This window comes from Brevibacillus sp. FW306-2-1A-C05A (assembly GCF_058781555.1).
This window is the reverse complement of record NZ_JBYSWV010000001.1, coordinates 82,372-99,504: the sequence shown is the minus strand read 5'-3', so window position 1 is coordinate 99,504 and position 17,133 is coordinate 82,372. Positions and strand designations below refer to the sequence as shown.

The window sequence follows — 17,133 nt, the reverse complement described above, 5'->3', positions numbered from 1 at the left end:
AACTTCCAGGAAATGGCTGTTTTTTGCGATGCGAATATTTGTTCGTAAAAAACACTTGGCAAACGGTTCTGTCTCGATGTATGATGAAGACAAGCAAAAGAGATGCGAATAGTGAAAGGGTGTGTACCATTTGTCAGATCGTCGCGCAGCTTTGGAGAGTGCATTGCGTCAAATAGAAAAGCAATTTGGAAAAGGTTCCATCATGAAGTTGGGAGAAGTGTCCAACGTTCAGATTTCTACCGTTTCCAGTGGAGCGTTAGCTTTGGATATCGCATTGGGTGTGGGTGGATTCCCGCGCGGCCGGATCGTCGAGATTTACGGTCCAGAGTCTTCCGGTAAAACAACCGTAGCACTGCATGCCATCGCAGAAGTGCAAAGACAAGGCGGACAAGCAGCTTTCATCGATGCCGAGCACGCGCTGGACCCTGTCTATGCAGCGAAGCTGGGCGTGAACATTGACGAGCTGCTGCTCTCCCAGCCGGATACCGGGGAGCAAGCATTGGAAATTGCCGAGGCGCTCGTACGCTCCGGTGCAGTCGATATCATTGTCGTGGACTCGGTAGCGGCGCTCGTTCCGAAGGCAGAGATTGAAGGCGAAATGGGAGACTCCCACGTAGGTCTGCAAGCCCGCCTCATGTCGCAAGCCCTGCGCAAGCTGTCCGGTGCGATCAACAAGTCCAAGACGATTGCGATCTTCATCAACCAGTTGCGTGAAAAAGTAGGCGTGATGTTCGGGAACCCGGAAACAACTCCTGGTGGACGCGCCCTGAAGTTCTACGCGAGCGTGCGCCTCGATGTCCGCAAAGCCGAAGCGATCAAAGTCGGCAACGACATCATGGGTAGCAAGACCAAGATCAAAGTCGTGAAAAACAAAGTAGCGCCACCGTTCAAGGTCGCTGAAGTGGACATCATGTACGGGGAAGGGATCTCCAAAGAGGGCAGCATCCTCGATATCGGTTCCGAAATCGACGTCGTGCAAAAAAGCGGTGCGTGGTACTCCTTCAACGAGGAGCGCCTCGGCCAAGGACGGGAAAACTCGAAAGTCTTCCTCAAGGAAAACCCGCATATTGCAGCGCAGATCGAGGCAAAAGTTCGCGAGTACTTCAGCCTCAACCCTGGTTCCGTTCCAGAGGCAGAGCCGGTGATCGATCCGGAGCAAGAGGAAGAGCCAGCATTTGACCTCGATTAATGAGCGAAAAGTCAACAGCCTGTCGATGAGACAGGCTGTTTTGTGTGAAAAACGACTGGAGAGGAGCGAGAGCGCATGAAGAGCGGCCAAATTACTGCCGTTCACCGCGATAACAAGCAGAGGCAGTGCTACCATATAGATTTGGACGGGGAGTATGCGTTTACGGTACATGAAGACATACTGGTAAAGTACAACCTGTTTAAAGGCACGGAGGTAGACGAGGCATTTTACAGCGAGGTGCTGGTCGCAGAAGAAAAGCACAAGGCGTATTTGGGTGCGTTGAAGTATTTGGGGATGCGTCCGCGCACGCGCAGTCAACTGCATGCGTACTTGCTGGAAAAGGGCTTCGAGATCCGCGTCGCCGACGAGATTTGCCAGCGCTGCGAGGAGCAAGGGTACATAGACGACGAAGCGTTTGCCAAGCAATGGGTGGAGGAGAGGCTGCGCCTGAAGCCGCGAAGCTCCTATATGCTGCGGATGGAGCTGGCACAGCGCGGAGTGGACAAGTCGATTGCAGAAGATGCCGTGCAGGGCGTTTCCAGAGAGGCTGAACTGGAAGCGGCGCGCGCTTTGGTAGAGAAGAAAGCGCGGCGCATCGAAGGAGCGCCGAATCCTGACGAGGAGAGAAAGCTGTTAGCCATGCTGATGCGCAAAGGATTCTCGCATTCCATCATCCAACAGATTCGGGGAGAATTGCGCCAGAGAAGGGTTGGAGAGGATTGACTCTATTTGCATGTTCTTGACAATTCTTGTTCACAAATAATAAAATAGGTTTGTATTTACTTGGTGTATCATAACTTTTTGCGCTTTGCTCACTCGTTGCCTGTGAAACAACTGAACAACCGTGCGACAGCAGTACGGATTCAGCGGACCGAGTAAAATCGGTCCTGTTTTTTAGCGAATGTTCAAATGCGAGAGCAAAACGAAAGCGGCACTCCATGAAAAACGAATGCTTGGAAAGCGGGGAGATGTCTTACAATAAGGAGGTGAAACGAAAAAGCCTATGGATCCTATACTAACAGTTGTCATCGTGCTCGTCGCCCTGCTCATCGGCTTGGGTGCTGGCTACTTCATTCGTAAATCGATTGCGGAAGCAAAAATCTCCAGTGCGGAGGAAGCTGCGCGCCAGATCGTCGAGGAAGCGAAACGGGATGCCGAAGCCGTAAAAAAGGAAAAGGTGCTGGAAGCCAAGGATGAAGTGTTCAAGCTTCGTTCCGAAGCAGAAACCGAGTTGCGTGAGAGACGCAACGAGATCCAGCGTCAGGAACGGCGTATTCTTCAAAAAGAGGAGACGCTGGACCGCAAGATGGAACAGTTGGAGCGCAAGGAAGAAGAGTTGTCTGAGCGCGACCGTACCATCGCAGAACTGCAAAGCAAGGTAGAGCACTTATATAAAGAACAAGTTTCCGAGCTGGAACGCATTTCCGGACTGACGCAGGATGAAGCGAAAAATATCATTCTGACCGATGTGGAAAATACCGTTCGCCACGAAATGGCTGTGATGATTAAAGAAATAGAGACACAAGCCAAAGAAGAGGCGGACAAACGCGCTCGTGAAATTATTACCACCTCCATTCAACGCTGTGCAGCCGATCACGTCGCAGAAACCACCGTTTCTGTCGTGACGTTGCCAAACGATGAGATGAAGGGCCGGATTATCGGACGGGAAGGCCGAAACATTCGCGCGCTTGAGACGTTAACCGGTATCGATCTGATTATCGACGACACGCCAGAAGCCGTCATCCTGTCTGGCTTTGATCCGGTCCGCCGGGAAATCGCCAAAACAGCGCTTGATAAGCTCGTAGCGGATGGCCGTATCCACCCTGCCCGTATTGAGGAAATGGTGGAAAAAGCACGCCGTGAAGTAGACGAGCGCATTCGCGAATACGGAGAACAAGCAACATTTGAAACCGGAGTACACGGCCTGCATCCAGACCTGATTAAGATTTTGGGACGCCTGCGTTACCGTACCAGCTATGGTCAGAACGTGCTCAAACACTCCATGGAAGTGGCTCATCTCGCTGGCTTGATGGCTGCCGAGCTGAAAGAAGACGTGAAGCTGGCCAAACGTGCAGGTTTGCTGCATGACATCGGAAAAGCGATCGACCACGAAGTGGAAGGTTCCCACGTCGAGATCGGTGTGGAACTGGCCAAGAAATACAACGAGCATCAAGTGGTTGTCAACAGTATTGCTTCTCATCACGGTGATACCGAACCAACTTCCGTCATTGCTATGCTCGTGGGAGCTGCAGATGCTCTGTCTGCTGCACGCCCAGGCGCACGCCGTGAGACATTGGAAACTTATATCAGACGTTTGGAGAAACTCGAAGAAATCTCTGAGTCGTTCGATGGCGTCGAAAAGTCTTATGCGATTCAAGCAGGACGCGAAATTCGCGTGATGGTTCAACCTGACAAGATTGATGATGCGGAAGCTACCCGTCTGGCACGGGAGATTACGAAACGAATTGAAAATGAACTGGACTACCCTGGTCACATCAAAGTGACAGTCATTCGTGAAACAAGGGCGGTCGAGTATGCAAAGTAAAGTGGCTGACGGCCACTTTACTTTTTTTCTAATCACGCAATAGTTGTGTATACTAGCAATGAGGTGAATGGTAGATGAAGCTTTTGTTTATCGGAGACATTATGGGATCGCCCGGCAGAGACATCGTCAAGACGTACCTGCCGCTTTTGAAAAGAAAATACAAGCCTACGTTCATTGTCGCTAACGGCGAAAATGCGGCGCATGGCCGAGGCATTACCGAGAAGATCGCCAAAGAGCTGTTCGAGATCGGTGTTCAGGCGATTACGCTCGGAAACCATACGTGGGACCAGCGCGAGATTTTCGATTTTATTGACGAGGAGCCGCGGATAATCCGCCCGGCGAACTTTCCTGCGGGCGCGCCCGGAAAAGGCATTACGTACATCAAGCAGTCGGAAGGAGAGCTTGCAGTCATCAACCTGATGGGCAGGACGTTTCTCCCGCCGCTCGACTGCCCTTTCCAGATGGCAGACAAACTGGTCGAGCAGGCACGCAAGCGCACGAAGCTGATTTTTGTCGACTTCCACGCCGAAGCTACTTCGGAGAAACAGGCGATGGCCTGGTATCTCGACGGACGCGTCACGGCTGTAGTCGGTACGCACACGCACGTGCAGACCGCGGATGAACGCGTTTTGCCGCAAGGGACAGGATTTTTGTGCGATGTAGGGATGTGCGGTCCGAGCAATGGCATCCTCGGGATGGAACGCGAGGCGGTCATCCGCAAATTTTTGACCCAACTGCCTGTCCGCTTCGAAGTGGCGCCAGATCCTGCGCAGTTGAACGCCGTCCTGATTACGCTCGACAAGGCAACCGGGCAAGCGAAGAAATTGGAGCGAATCAGAATTGACGTAGACCATCCCTTTATGGAATAATGAACATAAGATTAGAATTTTTTGAATCTTTCTAGCGAGTTAGCAGGAATTTTTAGGGGTTATGCGAATATCATTCTAATGATGACAGGATTCCTATCAGACGGGAGGTTCAAAAAGGATGGAAGTATTAAAAGTTTCAGCAAAGTCTAACCCCAATTCCGTTGCTGGTGCCCTTGCCGGCGTTCTCCGTGAACGCGGTGCAGCCGAAATCCAAGCCATTGGCGCTGGGGCGCTTAATCAAGCTGTGAAGGCCGTAGCAATCGCACGAGGGTTTGTAGCGCCGAGTGGAGTTGACCTCATTTGTATTCCAGCCTTTACGGACATCGTGATTGATGGAGAAGAGCGTACTGCAATCAAACTAATCGTAGAACCCAGATAATAAAACTGCAAACGTATCGCCTGCCTGTTTGTTCGAAGAATGAACAGGTTTTTTCGTGTCCAAAAAAGCGGCTACAGACAAGTAGGAAGAAAAAGGGGAGAGCATGCATGAAAATATTCGACGCGCATTGCGATGTGTTGGGCAAGCTGTGGAAAGAACCGGAGCGTGACTTCTATAAAGAAGACGATTTTTTGCAAGCGGGTTTTCCTGCCCTCGCAAAAGGGAATGTGGATATACAGGTGCTTGCCTGTTTTGTGCCTGTTCACGTGCCGTATGGCCGCCGTTTTCATACGATACTAGAAATGATCGATATCTTTTATGAAAAGGTGGCGAGTGAACAATTCCGCCCGATTTACACAATGGCTGATTTGGACGAGCGCGTATTAAAGGGGGAGAAAGGGGCTATTCTGTTTGTAGAAGGGGCACATGCTCTGGAGGAAAGCCTCGTACAGCTTCGCACGTGGTATCGTCTCGGCGTCCGCGGCATGACGTTGACCTGGAATCATGGCAACTGCGTGGCGGATGACAGCGGCGAACCGAATCCGGGCGGACTTACTGCTTTTGGTCGACAAGTAATAGAAGAGATGAATCGGCTGGGGATGGTCATCGACGTTTCCCATTTGGCGGACCCGGGGTTTTGGGACGTGATGGACCTGTCATCAGCAGCGGCGTATTCCCAGTTACTAGAAGCGCTGCTCAGACATTACAAAGAGGCGGAAGTATTGAAATTTGTGCAAGGAAATTGGTTGCGTGTTTTCGGAAACGTGCTACAATAATACATGAGGATATTAATGTACCAAGTTCAACATTAAAATTCAGGTCAAAAGTAAGTTGAGTAAAAGCACTTGCAATTTGACAGGGACAGGACTACAATTGTTACTGTCTATGCACAGAATTGTCACATCTTATCAATCTTTTTTCAGGTAAGATGGGCAGCTTGCTCACAGTCACTGAAAGGGTGGAATCTGAATGATTAGTCAACTTTCCTGGAAAGTTGGAGGACAGCAAGGGGAGGGCATCGAGAGTACTGGTGAGATTTTCTCGATGGCGATGAACCGGATGGGTTACCATCTGTACAGCTACCGCCACTTCTCTTCCCGTATCAAGGGTGGACACACGAACAACAAAATTCGCGTGAGTACAACGCCAATGCGTGCGATCTCCGACGATCTGGACATTCTCGTAGCGTTTGACCAGGAGACAATCGATTTTAACGCGCATGAGCTTCGCGAAGGTGGCATCATCATTGCTGATGCTAAATTCAATCCAAAGTTGCCGGACGGGTTGAAGCCAGTTCGCTTCTTCACTGTACCACTAACTGAGATCGCTGATGAACTGGGAACTTCCCTGATGAAAAACATGGTGTCGATTGGTGCGTCCAGTGCAATCCTCGGCATTCCAGTGGAAAGTTACCGAGCAATCGTTGAAGATATGTTCCTCCGCAAAGGCGAAAAAGTAGTAGAAAAGAACATGGAAGCGATTCGTCGCGGATTTGATTTTGTAAATGAACTGACTGGCGGCCAACTGCCTGAGTTCCAAATGGAAAAGGCTGACCCGCAAAAACAACTGTTCCTGATCGGTAACGATGCGATCGCTCTGGGTGCTGTAGCAGCAGGCTGCCGCTTCATGCCGGCATACCCGATCACACCGGCTTCCGAAGTTATGGAATACTTGATTAAAAAACTGCCAAAACTCGGCGGAACCGTTATCCAAACAGAAGACGAAATCGCCGCTATTACAATGGCGATCGGCGCTAACTTCGCAGGTGCTCGTTCCTTGACTGCTTCTGCAGGTCCTGGTCTGTCCCTGATGATGGAAGCAATCGGTCTGGCTGGTATTACAGAAACACCAGTTGTGATCGTAAACACCCAGCGTGGTGGCCCATCCACAGGTATGCCGACCAAAATCGAGCAATCCGACGTGAATGCGATGATCTACGGTACACACGGTGACATTCCAAAAGTCGTAATCACGCCAAGCACAGTAGAAGAGTGCTTCTACGATGCTGTTGAAGCGTTTAACATTGCGGAAGAATACCAACTGCCAGTTATTCTCATGACGGACCTGACTCTGTCTTTGGGCAAACAAACCGTTACTCCATTTGACTACAGCAAAGTAGAAATCCGCCGCGGGAAGCTGCTCGCTGGACAAGAATTGCCAGAAAAAGAGCAAAACGACCTGTTCAAACGTTATGAAGTAACCGAAGACGGCGTTTCTCCACGCGTCATTCCTGGTCAAAAATACGGTTTGCACCACGTAACAGGGGTAGAGCACGATCAAACCGGTCGTCCTTCCGAGAATGCTGCTAACCGTATCCAACAAATGGATAAACGTATGCGCAAGCTGGATGGCGTTTTGAAAACGTTCAAAAACCCTGTAACAGTCGATGCTCCTCATGCTGACGCGGATGTTCTGGTAGTGGGGATCAACTCCACCATCGGTACGATTCAAGAAGCAAAAGGCCGTCTGGAAAAAGAGGGAATCAAGGTCAACCATGCACAAATCCGTTTGCTGCATCCATTCCCGACCGAACAAATCAAAGCACTTGTGGACAAAGCGAAAAAAGTGATTGTTGTTGAGCATAACATCCAAGCACAAGTTACAAACCTCATCAAACAACACGTGGGAAGCGCTGAAAAAATCCAATCTGTGCTGAAATATGACGGTAACCCATTCCTGCCGAAGGAAATCTATGCTGAAGTGAAGGAGCTGGTAAAACATGGCGACTATGAAAGAGTTTCGAAATAACGTAAAGCCTAACTGGTGCCCAGGCTGTGGAGACTTCTCCATCCAGGCGGCGATTCAACGCGCCGCAGCGAACGTAGGTCTGGAACCTGAAAATCTGGCGGTTATTTCTGGTATCGGGTGTTCCGGGCGTATTTCCGGCTACATCAACTGCTATGGTTTCCACGGTATTCACGGACGTGCCCTGCCAATCGCACAAGGTGTGAAAATGGCAAACCGCGAGCTGACTGTTATCGCGGCTGGCGGCGACGGGGATGGATTTGCGATCGGTATGGGTCACACCGTTCACGCAATCCGTCGCAACATGAACATCACCTACATCGTGATGGATAACCAAATTTACGGTCTGACAAAAGGTCAAACCTCTCCGCGTTCCGCGACTGGTTTCGTGACCAAGTCTACGCCGCAAGGCTCCATCGAGTCCTCCATCACTCCAGTGGAACTGGCGCTGTCTGTTGGTGCAACCTTCGTTGCCCAATCGTTCTCCAGCGACCTGAAAGGCTTGACTGAGCTGATCGAAAAAGGAATCAAACACGAAGGCTTCTCCCTGATTAACGTGTTCAGCCCTTGTGTAACCTACAACAAAGTAAACACTTACGACTGGTTCAAAGAGAACATCGTGCCAGTAGACACGATTGAAGGCTACGATCCTCATGACCGCATCAAAGCGATGTCTACTTCGATGCAGTACAAAGGGTTGATTACCGGTCTGATCTATCAAAATACCGAGCAAAAACCTTACGAGGCGCTCGTAAAAGGCTTCAAAGAAGAAGGCTTGGCGAACCAAGACATCCGTCTGTCCCAAGAAGACTTCGACAAACTGGTTGCAGAATTTGCATAAGGTTTCGATGAAAAAACCTCTCCGCAGATGGAGAGGTTTTTTTGTACTACCAGGCGCGGTCACGCCACTGTCTGTAGACGAGCATCACCAGGAACAACACGACGAGCTGGCCAAACAGCGGGTACAAAAAGCGCAGCAGCGAGCTGAAGCCGATAAAGCTGACCAGGTAGCAGATGACGAGGATGCCGAGAATGATCGTGGCTCCGCGCAGTCGCGTCACCTGGCGAATTTGCTGCGCCAAGCCGAACACATTGGCTACGAGCGTCGAGAAAATTTCCGCGTACACCAGCAAGGAGAACAAAAACGGGATTCCCCTTCCCAGCCCTTGCAGCAGGGCGATCATCGGCATTTCCGCCTCCTGAATACCCGGCATTTTTACCGTCAACGAAGAAAAAGCCAGCAGCAAGAGCAGCCCAATTCCCAGCCCGCCGATGATTCCCCCGACGATCAGAGGCTTTTCGCTTGTGCTGTGCCGGCCGATCGGCACAAGAACCGCTTGTGTCAGCGTCACATTTAAGGCAACATAGTAAAGAGGGGAGCTGAGCCAGGCCCACGGCCGCAACGCTTCTATCGTGACGCCTGTATCCAGCCATGGTTTCGAGTACAGAAACACGAGCATGGTAAAGGCAATGAGCAGGGGCACAAAAATGCTGTTCACTTGATGAATGGCAAACAGCCCTTTGCGCGTGACGAAAAAAATGAGAATCATGCTCAGCCAAATGCCGATTTGCGGGGACAAATGAAAAGACTCCCAGAAAATAGCGCCGGTAGCCGCTAGCATCACGGACGTCGTTCCTAGCATAACGGTTAGCAGCAGCGTATTAAAAACGGTGCCAAAAGGGTGCCCGAACAAATACGTGCTGACCTCTTGATAGGAATTGGCCTGGATCCGGTAGGAGATGAGCATTACCCGAATACCAGCCCACATGAATAAACTTGTCGCAATCACAATGCCAATCAAGCCATGTGTCCCGTATTGCACAAAGAACTCGACGATTTCTCTGCCTGATGCAAAGCCGGCTCCTACGACTGTTCCGATATACGTAAAAGCGATTTGCCATGAGGCTCTCCATGTTCCTTGCATCTCAGACCTCCTGTCCCACCTTATTCCATCCTATGAACGGGAGTGAACCGAATATGCGCGTAACCGTGCTCGGCTATCAATCTCCATATCCAGGCCCTGGAGGAGCGACACCGGGGTACTTGATCGAGACGAACGAAGTGAAGCTGCTCGTAGATTGCGGCAGCGGCGTGCTTTCCCAGCTCGGTGTCTATTTGCCTATTTACGAGCTGGATGCCCTGCTTTTGTCTCATTATCATCACGACCATGTGGCAGATGTGGGGGTGCTCCAGTATGGACTGATGGTGCATCAGTTGTTCGGGCAACGGCCTGCTGACCAGCCGCTTCCCATCTACGCGCCAGCGTTGCAAAAGCAGCAGACGAAAACGTTGACCTACCGGAATGCGACCCGCTTTTTCCCGGTCGAGGAGCAAAGCCAGCTCGCCATCGGGGATGTGCACGTCTCCTTCCTGCGCACGGATCACGGTGACGGGGACCCTTGCTACGCCATGCGCCTTGTGGCAAATGGGAAAACGATTGTCTACGGCGCCGACAGTGGGCCAGGGACAAACTGGCGAGGCTTTGCTGATCGGGCAGACTTGTTTATATGTGAAGGGACTTATTTGGACCATAATCGCCCAGCGAAGCCGAACGGGCATTTGTCCGTCCGCCAGGCGGCAGAGCTGGCGCAGGCGCACGATTGCCGGTCGCTTCTGGTCACCCATCTGTTCCACGGGTACGAAGAGAGCGAGGTACTAGGTCAGGCGGAGGCGTTTGTGGCAGGTCCGGTGTATGCGGCCCGCATCGGTTTGCAAATCGAGCTGTAGCAGCATGGATAGAAAGAGAGGAGAGAAAACGCTATGTTTCCAAATGTATTGGAAGTAGCACGAAAACTGATTCGCGAGCGCGTACAACAAGGCGAGACGGTGATCGACGCCACGATGGGCAACGGCAATGACACGCTGTTTCTCGCCCAGCTCGTTCAGGAGACGGGAAAGGTCATCGCCTTCGACATTCAGCCGCAGGCGATCGCCAAAACGAAAGATCGGCTGGAGCGGGAAGGCTTGGCAGACCGCGTAGAGCTGAAGCTGGCGAGCCACGAGGAAATTGAGAGCCTGAACGTGCAAGCCGCCGCGATCATGTTCAACCTGGGCTATTTGCCCGGAGGCGACAAAGAGATTACGACCCAGGCCGGCAGCACGATCCGCGCCATCGAGTCCGGCCTGCGCGTACTGCGGCCAGGAGGGATCATGACGGTAATGATCTACTGGGGCCATGCCGCAGGCGAAGTAGAAAAGGAGGCCGTGGAGGCTTTTTGCCACGAGCTTAGCCAGTTGGAGTTTCTCGTGTTGAAATACCAGTACATCAACCAGCAAAACCAGGCGCCGTTTCTTTTGGCGATCGAGCGCCGGGCCCAGTAGCGCATGTCCCCCTTTTCCCGGGCAAGCGCATATTCCGACAGGCTGCGTAAGCCTGGGCAAAAATTTTGTCAGCAGGCACAATAGGCTTGGCGGCTGCAAAATAGGCACGCCCTTGCCGTTTTTGGCACATACCCTATGTTGAGGAATGGAGCAAGGGGGATCTTTGTGGACAGAATCGGCATTATGTTAGATTGGGCCATTATGCAGAAAGGGATCAAAGGAGACAAATCGTACGAGCGCCTGCCGTATTATGTGGAAATCGGCAAAGAGCTGGGGCTGGAGCCTGTCTTTTTTCATCCAAGGCATGTCCTTGCAGGCGAGGAACGGGTGCAAGGCTATTTTTGGAATGGCAGCAGGCTCGTTTCCCGACTGGTCCCGATCCCGCGGGTCATCCACAACCGCGTCCTGACCGGGGACCAAAAAGCCCGCGCTGTCATTTCCCGGCTCAGCAAAAAGAAGACAGTCTTCAACGGTTTGGTTGTGCGCGACAAGCGAAAGGTGCACCAGATGCTGTGGAAGAACGAGCACATTCGCAAATACTTGCCCCACACCGTTCCCTATTCAGGTGAACAGCTTCGCCAGTTTCTCGATAAATACCAGGTGGTCTATGTCAAGCCGTCAATCGGTTCTGTGGGCATCGGTGTGGCAAGAATCGAACGCCACGGGAGCGACTACCACTTTATCGCCTCGAAAAAGCGCAAAGTGATGTCGCGTCCGGCGCTGCTGGCCGCCGTCCGGCGATGGGTCGGCAACAAACGCTTTCTCATCCAGCGAGGCATCCCGCTGGCCCGCTACGGCGGAAAAACGTTTGACATTCGCGTGTCCGTGCAAAAAAATCGGGAGCGGGACTGGACGGTCAGCGGAATGGTCGCCAAAGTCGCCAACAGCAAAAACAAACTGAGCAACCTTTCGCGCGGCGGCAGGGCAGTGCCTTTCACAGAAGCGGTGGCAACGTTGTTCACGCCTGAGCAGCAAGCGGAGACGATCCAGCGCATCAGCGAAGCGGCTGTCGCCATTGCAAAGCAGTACGGCCGCCATTTTTCCTCGCTGGCGGATCTCGGGATGGACATGGGCATCGACGAGAAAGGCAACCCGTACTTAATCGAGGTCAATGTGCGGGACCAGCGGTATTCTTTTTTCAAGGCAGGGGAAAAGGCGATGTTCAAACAGACGTATCGCCATCCGTTGGAATACGCCTTGACCTTGCTGGAGGAGCAAAAGCTGCGCAAAAAACACGCGGCCCAATTTTTGCGGCTGCACGGATAACGACTGAAAAGCAGACGGTTGCCAAAGCGACGTCTGCTTTTTGCATTCTGAAGCAGGAGCTGTGGATTGACGAATAAAGATCGAAGTGATACAGCACGGCTATGTGCTCACTGGCGAAGGAAAACAGCGGGGATGGCAGAAAAGCGACCTGAAGCACGATCATCGCAACGAGTAAGCTTGAGAGCGGAAAGTCGAAAAGAAAAGGACGGTGGCGCGGGCCTCCGTCTTTTTTGCATGCGGTATTACGCTTTTTCTTGTTGGGGCTGCTGGTTCTCGGCCAATGGATAGGGCAGGTTGCGAAAATGGCGATAAGCCAGGGCCAAAATGGATTTGCGCGTCAAAATTCCTTGGAAGTAATGGTCGGCATCTGCAATACAGACAAACGGGTGGTTAATGGACACTTCCAACGCCTTCAAAAATTCATCCGTATCGTGCAGGCGCGGCACTTTTGTGTCCATGACATCGTCGACGACGTACTCGGAGATTTTTTCCAGTTCAAAGCGTTCAAGTCCTAGCGATTTGTTGATAATCATGTTCGTGCTAATCAACCCGTGCAAACGGTATTGGTGGTCCAGCACCGGAACGGCCGAGTAACCGGATTTGATGAGAACGAGCAGGGCGTGCTCAAGCGAATTTCCTAATTGCACATGAGCAACTTTTGTGGACGCGATTATGAGCTCTTTGATCGGAGTATGTAACAATGGGATATCCTGATTCATCAGATCGACCACCTTTTCTGTCGTCTACGGCAGCTACACGCCGCCAGTGATCCTCTTCTATGATACCGTAAGAAAGAGGCCAGCGGTAGATGTGAACGAAAAAAGCCCGGCAGTTTGCCGGGCAAAGAATCGAGGTGTGGAACAATTGTCCCTAGTTCTAGTATGCAAGAACGGCTTCTTTTTTACATTAGGAGTTTGGAGGAAAGCAGGCGCTACGCCTTGTAAACCTCCGTTTTGTAGACCGGCTTGGACTTCGGCTTGCCTTTGCCGCCCGTCCAGTACGAGAACAGCGTGTGTTCGTACAAGAAAATACAGAGCGGCGGCGTAATCACGAACATGGCGAGCATGATGAGCGGCGTGGACCAATCCAGCCGGAAAATGACGTAGCTCTCCAGCAAAAACAGGATCAGTGGGTGGACGATGTAGATCGCCATGTTTTGCCGGGCCATGCGCGATAGCCATTGGCCGAGCTTGGGCAGCTTCCCGAGGTAGCGGGAAAGCGAGTAGAAGCTCACCAGGAAGCTCGCCGTATAGAGCAAGTAGAGCGGTTTGAAAATGTTCAGGCTGTCGTAATACGAGACGGTGCCGTTCAAGTACTCGTAGGCAATCCAGGCAGCGGTCGCCAGCGTCACGATACAGGCTGGTACTTGCAAACGCCAGGTCCACGCGCGCCATTTTTCCAGGTTCAAGCCGGCATACGCCCCGAGAGCAAACGTAAAGATGTACATATGCACGTAGTTTTGCCCGGCTACATAGGTGTGTTCGACGAAGGCAAAAACAGGAGACGCCGTCCAGTCGATTTCCCAGAGCGGGTTGATAAACAAGTACTTGTACAGGACGTACAGGCTGATCTGTCCGACGAACAGCACCACCAGGACGCGAAAGCTTAACAATCGCTCAAACCACGGTTTGAACAGGCAAAACAACAAATTCAACTGCAGGTAGAGCGGAATGTAGTACAGATGGTAAAACGCGCTGCCCGTAAACAGGCTTTCGAAAAACGGCGCCGCCAAAACGACAGGATCGACGGTTTGCAGCTTGAATCCGGTAAAGATCGCGGTCCAGATGACGTAGGGCAAAACGATGGTGCGCCAGCGCTTTTTCCAGAAGGCAGCCCAGTCCAACTCCCGCTTTTGGTACCAGTAAAACAGCAGCAGCCCCGTGGCAAAAATAAACAGGGAGCGCCCAAAGCGCAGCAAGATGAGCAGGACGGCCTCCACTTCGCCGTTCCACGGGTAGTCCTGTTGATTTTCAATGAAAAAACCGAGAATGTGAATCGCAAGTACGGTCAGTGCTCCAAAAACAAAAAGGGCATTCAGATCCTGAAACGTCCCCTTTCGATCGCTATTCATAAATCCTCCCAAAGTCTCACCGGCTGCACCACCTGTCAAACAGATGGAACCATTTACTTGGGCAAACGCCATTGCGGTGTAGCCAGTTCTTTTGCGGTAAAGGAGAAAAGCTGCAAACGGTTAGCCAGATGGTGCTCTGACTCCGCCAGCAACTCATCCTGTACAGAAAAAGGAACGGGGAGTGCGGGCCACTGGGAGCGAATCGCAGCGAACAGCCGCGCCTTTACGTCGTCGACCGTCGTAGGCTGTCCCGTCAGCCCAGCAATGCTTCCGACTGTCGAGCCAACGATGGTCGGGATCGGCTTGTGGGCTTCCATCTCGTCAAGCCCGGCGATCGCGTAAAAGCGCTCCATCCACTCCCCGCGCGGCCTTTCCTCTATATTAATGCAAATCTGCAAAATGGACCCGTAGCGGGTACGACGCTGCGCCATGCCGCCGATTTTTTTGCCGTGCAGCGAAAAATCGTACTCTCCGGCACAGTAGGAGCCGACAACTTCTCCAAACTCCAGCACGCCATAATCGCGAAGTCCGACCCGCAGCATTTCGGCCACAAAGGAAAAAAACGAATCAATCGAAATCGTCGTGTCTGGCAAAAGCCAGGCGACATTGAGAACACCGGCATCCAGCGGGACACAGGCGCCGCCGGACGAACGCAGCACACATCCGAAGCCATCCTGGCCAAACTGGCGCAAAGCCTCTTCCAAATGGGGCAGCCTCGCGTCTCTGCGGCCCAAATACAGGGCCTGATCGTACACCCACAGGTGGATGACCGGCACGGCCGATTCGGCCTGCATACCGGCTGCCAATGCTTCGTCGCGAGCCAAAGGTTCGAGCGGTTGGCCCCGATAGACGCCCGAATCCATCCAGTGGAAAGGCTGATTGACAGAAAATGACATAAAAAAGGCTCCTTCACAGGACAAGAGTAGCTACCATTATACAACTGAACTGCGTACATTTCTAGGTTTTTGCCTGCCTTTTTTCTGGATGGGAAAAGCTTGCAGGCGAGTGCGGAGAAAAAAACACCCGACATGCAAGCTCGTGCGCGCCGGGTGTAGGAACATTATTTGACTTCTTTCAGGCTGAAATTGTCCAGATAGGTCATTTTGCGAGGCGCTTCTTTGGTTGCGTCCTCCTGGATGTACAGGCCGAGCTTCGTTCCTTCCTGCTTGACCTGTTGCTGGCCGAACAAATATTGATCGTTGACGTAGATCGAAACGGTGTTGCCTTTGACAGCTACCTTCAGTTTGTTGCTCGCTTTCAGCTTGTAGGAGCCGGATGCGATGATTTCGATGTCGTCTTTTTCAACATCGGTAACTTTGCCGAGAACGACGCGGTCTTTTTGCACGAAGACGACATTGGCTTTGCCGTCTTTGCCGTTGAAGTACAGACCTGCGAGGCCGTCTGTACCGGAGACGTTGACATCGACGCTCAACTCGTAATTTTCCGGTTTGGCCGACTCGTTCCAGATGAGCGGCAGGAAGTAATGATCGACATCATCGTCAATGGAGACAGCCGTTACTTGCTTGTTAAGGACGCCCCAGCTACCTGTAGCCTTTTTCGTATCCCAGTTTTTCAGGTCAGCGGCGGAAAAAGCGTCGCTGATGCTGATTGGCTCAGGCTTTGGCGGTTCCGGATTCGGGAAGACGACTTTTGTCTCGTCATCTTTGCGCTCCAGAATGGCGCGGTACAGCAAGGAAGCAGCTTCCGCACGGGTGATCGGGTCCTGCGGACGGAAATAGTTGTTGTAGCCTTTCATCAGGTCCGTTTGCAGCGCGATGGCGATGTACGGACGCAGAGCTGGCGAAATTTCGCCTTGGTCGCGGAACTTTTTGAGCTGATCGAGATCGGCTTTGTGTTTTTTGTCGTAGCCAAGCAGGCGAACGAGTGCGACCGCAATATCTTCGCGGACTGCAGGCTGATCCGGTTTGTACGTGTAGGTCGAGCCGGATTTGTAGCCAGTCAGGTACGGCTTGGCGTATTCGACGTAATAAAATGCCCAGTGGGAGCGCGGAACATCTTTGAACGTCTGGGTGACAGAGCTTTTCTGGATGTCCACATCGGCTGCCGCAATCATGATTTTGGCAAACTCTGCGCGGGTCACCTGGTTGTTCGGACGGAATGTGCGGTTGTCGTATCCTTTGATGATCCCTTTTTCAGCCATTTCTGTAATTTCCTTGTAGGCCCAATGGCTACGCGGAACGTCTGAGAACGACGGAGTCGAAGCGGCACTGACAAAAGGGATGGCAGTCAGGAACATCAACACCGATAAAAATAAGGCGAATGCTCGTTTCATGCTGACCTCCTCAATATGACTCGTGGTTTTGGTAGCTGCTTCTTACGACGACGTCTGGGTTTGGAATGTTGCACAGGACAAGGCGAAAAGGGCAAAATAGGAAAAAAGACGGAGGTTGTCTGCAAAAACGTAAGGGAGCCAGTCGCGCGTAAATGGGGAAAAAGGCGGGGAGAGCGCAGGCAAAAGGGACGAGGGCATGCTGACAGCCGCGACGATTTTTCGCGGTCCGACAGGCAGCCGTTTCGCTATCCCGCTATCCCGGCTTCGACACGGTGGTCAGCTTTTCGTGCAGGGCATGGCGAAAGCCGATCCGTCCCGGTCTGGCAGCCGCGAGAAAATCGTGCAGTCATGGCCGTTTCGTACATTTTTTGCCTCATTATGCATTAGCTTTTGTATCCTCCAAAATGCTATAATTGTTTATTGGTGACTCATTAAACGAAATTACTAGCTGAGG

The 17,133-nt window shown here is 52.0% G+C and carries 16 protein-coding genes; 11 read left to right on the top strand and 5 right to left on the bottom strand.

Annotation, left to right across the window (positions count from 1 at the left end):
• The first annotated feature begins 130 nt into the window (after positions 1-130).
• The 8 genes from recA to AC3WJN_RS00505 all read left to right on the top strand — a co-directional run bounded on the left by recA (position 131) and on the right by AC3WJN_RS00505 (position 8,568).
• On the top strand, positions 131-1,189 hold the full coding sequence (recA, locus tag AC3WJN_RS00540; RefSeq protein WP_025846053.1) for a recombinase RecA: 1,059 nt from the start codon (positions 131-133) through the stop codon (positions 1,187-1,189).
• Between the two features lie 75 nt (positions 1,190-1,264).
• Complete coding sequence (locus AC3WJN_RS00535) at positions 1,265-1,912, top strand: regulatory protein RecX (RefSeq protein ID WP_007786891.1); 648 nt, start codon at positions 1,265-1,267, stop codon at positions 1,910-1,912.
• A 280-nt stretch (positions 1,913-2,192) separates the two neighbouring features.
• The gene (gene rny / locus AC3WJN_RS00530) at positions 2,193-3,734 is read left to right on the top strand and encodes a ribonuclease Y (protein ID WP_005834089.1); all 1,542 of its coding nucleotides are present in this window, start codon (positions 2,193-2,195) and stop codon (positions 3,732-3,734) included.
• Between the two features lie 74 nt (positions 3,735-3,808).
• On the top strand, positions 3,809-4,603 hold the full coding sequence (locus AC3WJN_RS00525; protein WP_007786894.1) for a TIGR00282 family metallophosphoesterase: 795 nt from the start codon (positions 3,809-3,811) through the stop codon (positions 4,601-4,603).
• 118 nt (positions 4,604-4,721) lie between these two features.
• Positions 4,722-4,982, top strand: coding sequence for a stage V sporulation protein SpoVS (gene spoVS / locus AC3WJN_RS00520; protein ID WP_003385776.1), 261 nt, complete (start codon positions 4,722-4,724; stop codon positions 4,980-4,982).
• A 107-nt stretch (positions 4,983-5,089) separates the two neighbouring features.
• A complete protein-coding gene (locus AC3WJN_RS00515) occupies positions 5,090-5,758 on the top strand; it encodes a dipeptidase (RefSeq protein WP_007786896.1) in 669 nt (222 codons plus the stop codon).
• Between the two features lie 193 nt (positions 5,759-5,951).
• Entirely contained in the window at positions 5,952-7,730 is a 1,779-nt protein-coding gene (locus AC3WJN_RS00510) for a 2-oxoacid:acceptor oxidoreductase subunit alpha (RefSeq protein ID WP_005835612.1), read from the top strand.
• Complete coding sequence (locus AC3WJN_RS00505; RefSeq protein WP_005835614.1) at positions 7,702-8,568, top strand: 2-oxoacid:ferredoxin oxidoreductase subunit beta; 867 nt, start codon at positions 7,702-7,704, stop codon at positions 8,566-8,568. Before AC3WJN_RS00510 ends, AC3WJN_RS00505 begins: the two co-directional genes overlap by 29 nt.
• Positions 8,569-8,614: 46 nt before the next feature.
• Here the strand turns inward: AC3WJN_RS00505 and AC3WJN_RS00500 are convergent, their stop codons facing one another.
• Positions 8,615-9,652: a YkvI family membrane protein gene (locus AC3WJN_RS00500; protein WP_005835616.1), complete on the bottom strand. Its 1,038-nt coding sequence runs from the start codon at positions 9,650-9,652 to the stop codon at positions 8,615-8,617.
• A gap of 53 nt (positions 9,653-9,705) precedes the next feature.
• On the opposite strand from AC3WJN_RS00500, the gene AC3WJN_RS00495 reads away from it, so the two are divergent.
• The 3 genes from AC3WJN_RS00495 (at position 9,706) to AC3WJN_RS00485 (ending at position 12,315) form a co-directional block, all read left to right on the top strand.
• Complete coding sequence (locus AC3WJN_RS00495; RefSeq protein WP_005835618.1) at positions 9,706-10,455, top strand: MBL fold metallo-hydrolase; 750 nt, start codon at positions 9,706-9,708, stop codon at positions 10,453-10,455.
• 33 nt (positions 10,456-10,488) lie between these two features.
• Positions 10,489-11,049 carry a tRNA 5-(aminomethyl)-2-thiouridylate-methyltransferase MnmM gene (gene mnmM, locus AC3WJN_RS00490; RefSeq protein WP_007786901.1) on the top strand — a complete coding sequence of 187 codons (561 nt, stop codon included), beginning with the start codon at positions 10,489-10,491 and terminating at the stop codon, positions 11,047-11,049.
• Between the two features lie 165 nt (positions 11,050-11,214).
• Positions 11,215-12,315: a YheC/YheD family endospore coat-associated protein gene (locus AC3WJN_RS00485; protein ID WP_005835622.1), complete on the top strand. Its 1,101-nt coding sequence runs from the start codon at positions 11,215-11,217 to the stop codon at positions 12,313-12,315.
• A 242-nt stretch (positions 12,316-12,557) separates the two neighbouring features.
• Here AC3WJN_RS00485 and cbpB read toward each other — a convergent pair whose 3' ends face one another.
• The 4 genes from cbpB to AC3WJN_RS00465 all read right to left on the bottom strand — a co-directional run bounded on the left by cbpB (position 12,558) and on the right by AC3WJN_RS00465 (position 16,679).
• Positions 12,558-13,034 (bottom strand): cyclic-di-AMP-binding protein CbpB, encoded by a 477-nt coding sequence (gene cbpB / locus AC3WJN_RS00480; RefSeq protein WP_005835623.1) that lies wholly within the window; start codon positions 13,032-13,034, stop codon positions 12,558-12,560.
• Positions 13,035-13,246: 212 nt separating this feature from the next.
• Entirely contained in the window at positions 13,247-14,386 is a 1,140-nt protein-coding gene (locus tag AC3WJN_RS00475; RefSeq protein ID WP_007786904.1) for an acyltransferase, read from the bottom strand.
• Positions 14,387-14,439: 53 nt separating this feature from the next.
• Positions 14,440-15,282, bottom strand: a complete 843-nt coding sequence (locus AC3WJN_RS00470) for a lipoate--protein ligase family protein (protein ID WP_005835627.1) — start codon at positions 15,280-15,282, stop codon at positions 14,440-14,442.
• Positions 15,283-15,446: 164 nt separating this feature from the next.
• On the bottom strand, positions 15,447-16,679 hold the full coding sequence (locus AC3WJN_RS00465) for an S-layer homology domain-containing protein (protein ID WP_005835629.1): 1,233 nt from the start codon (positions 16,677-16,679) through the stop codon (positions 15,447-15,449).
• Positions 16,680-17,133: the final 454 nt, after the last annotated feature.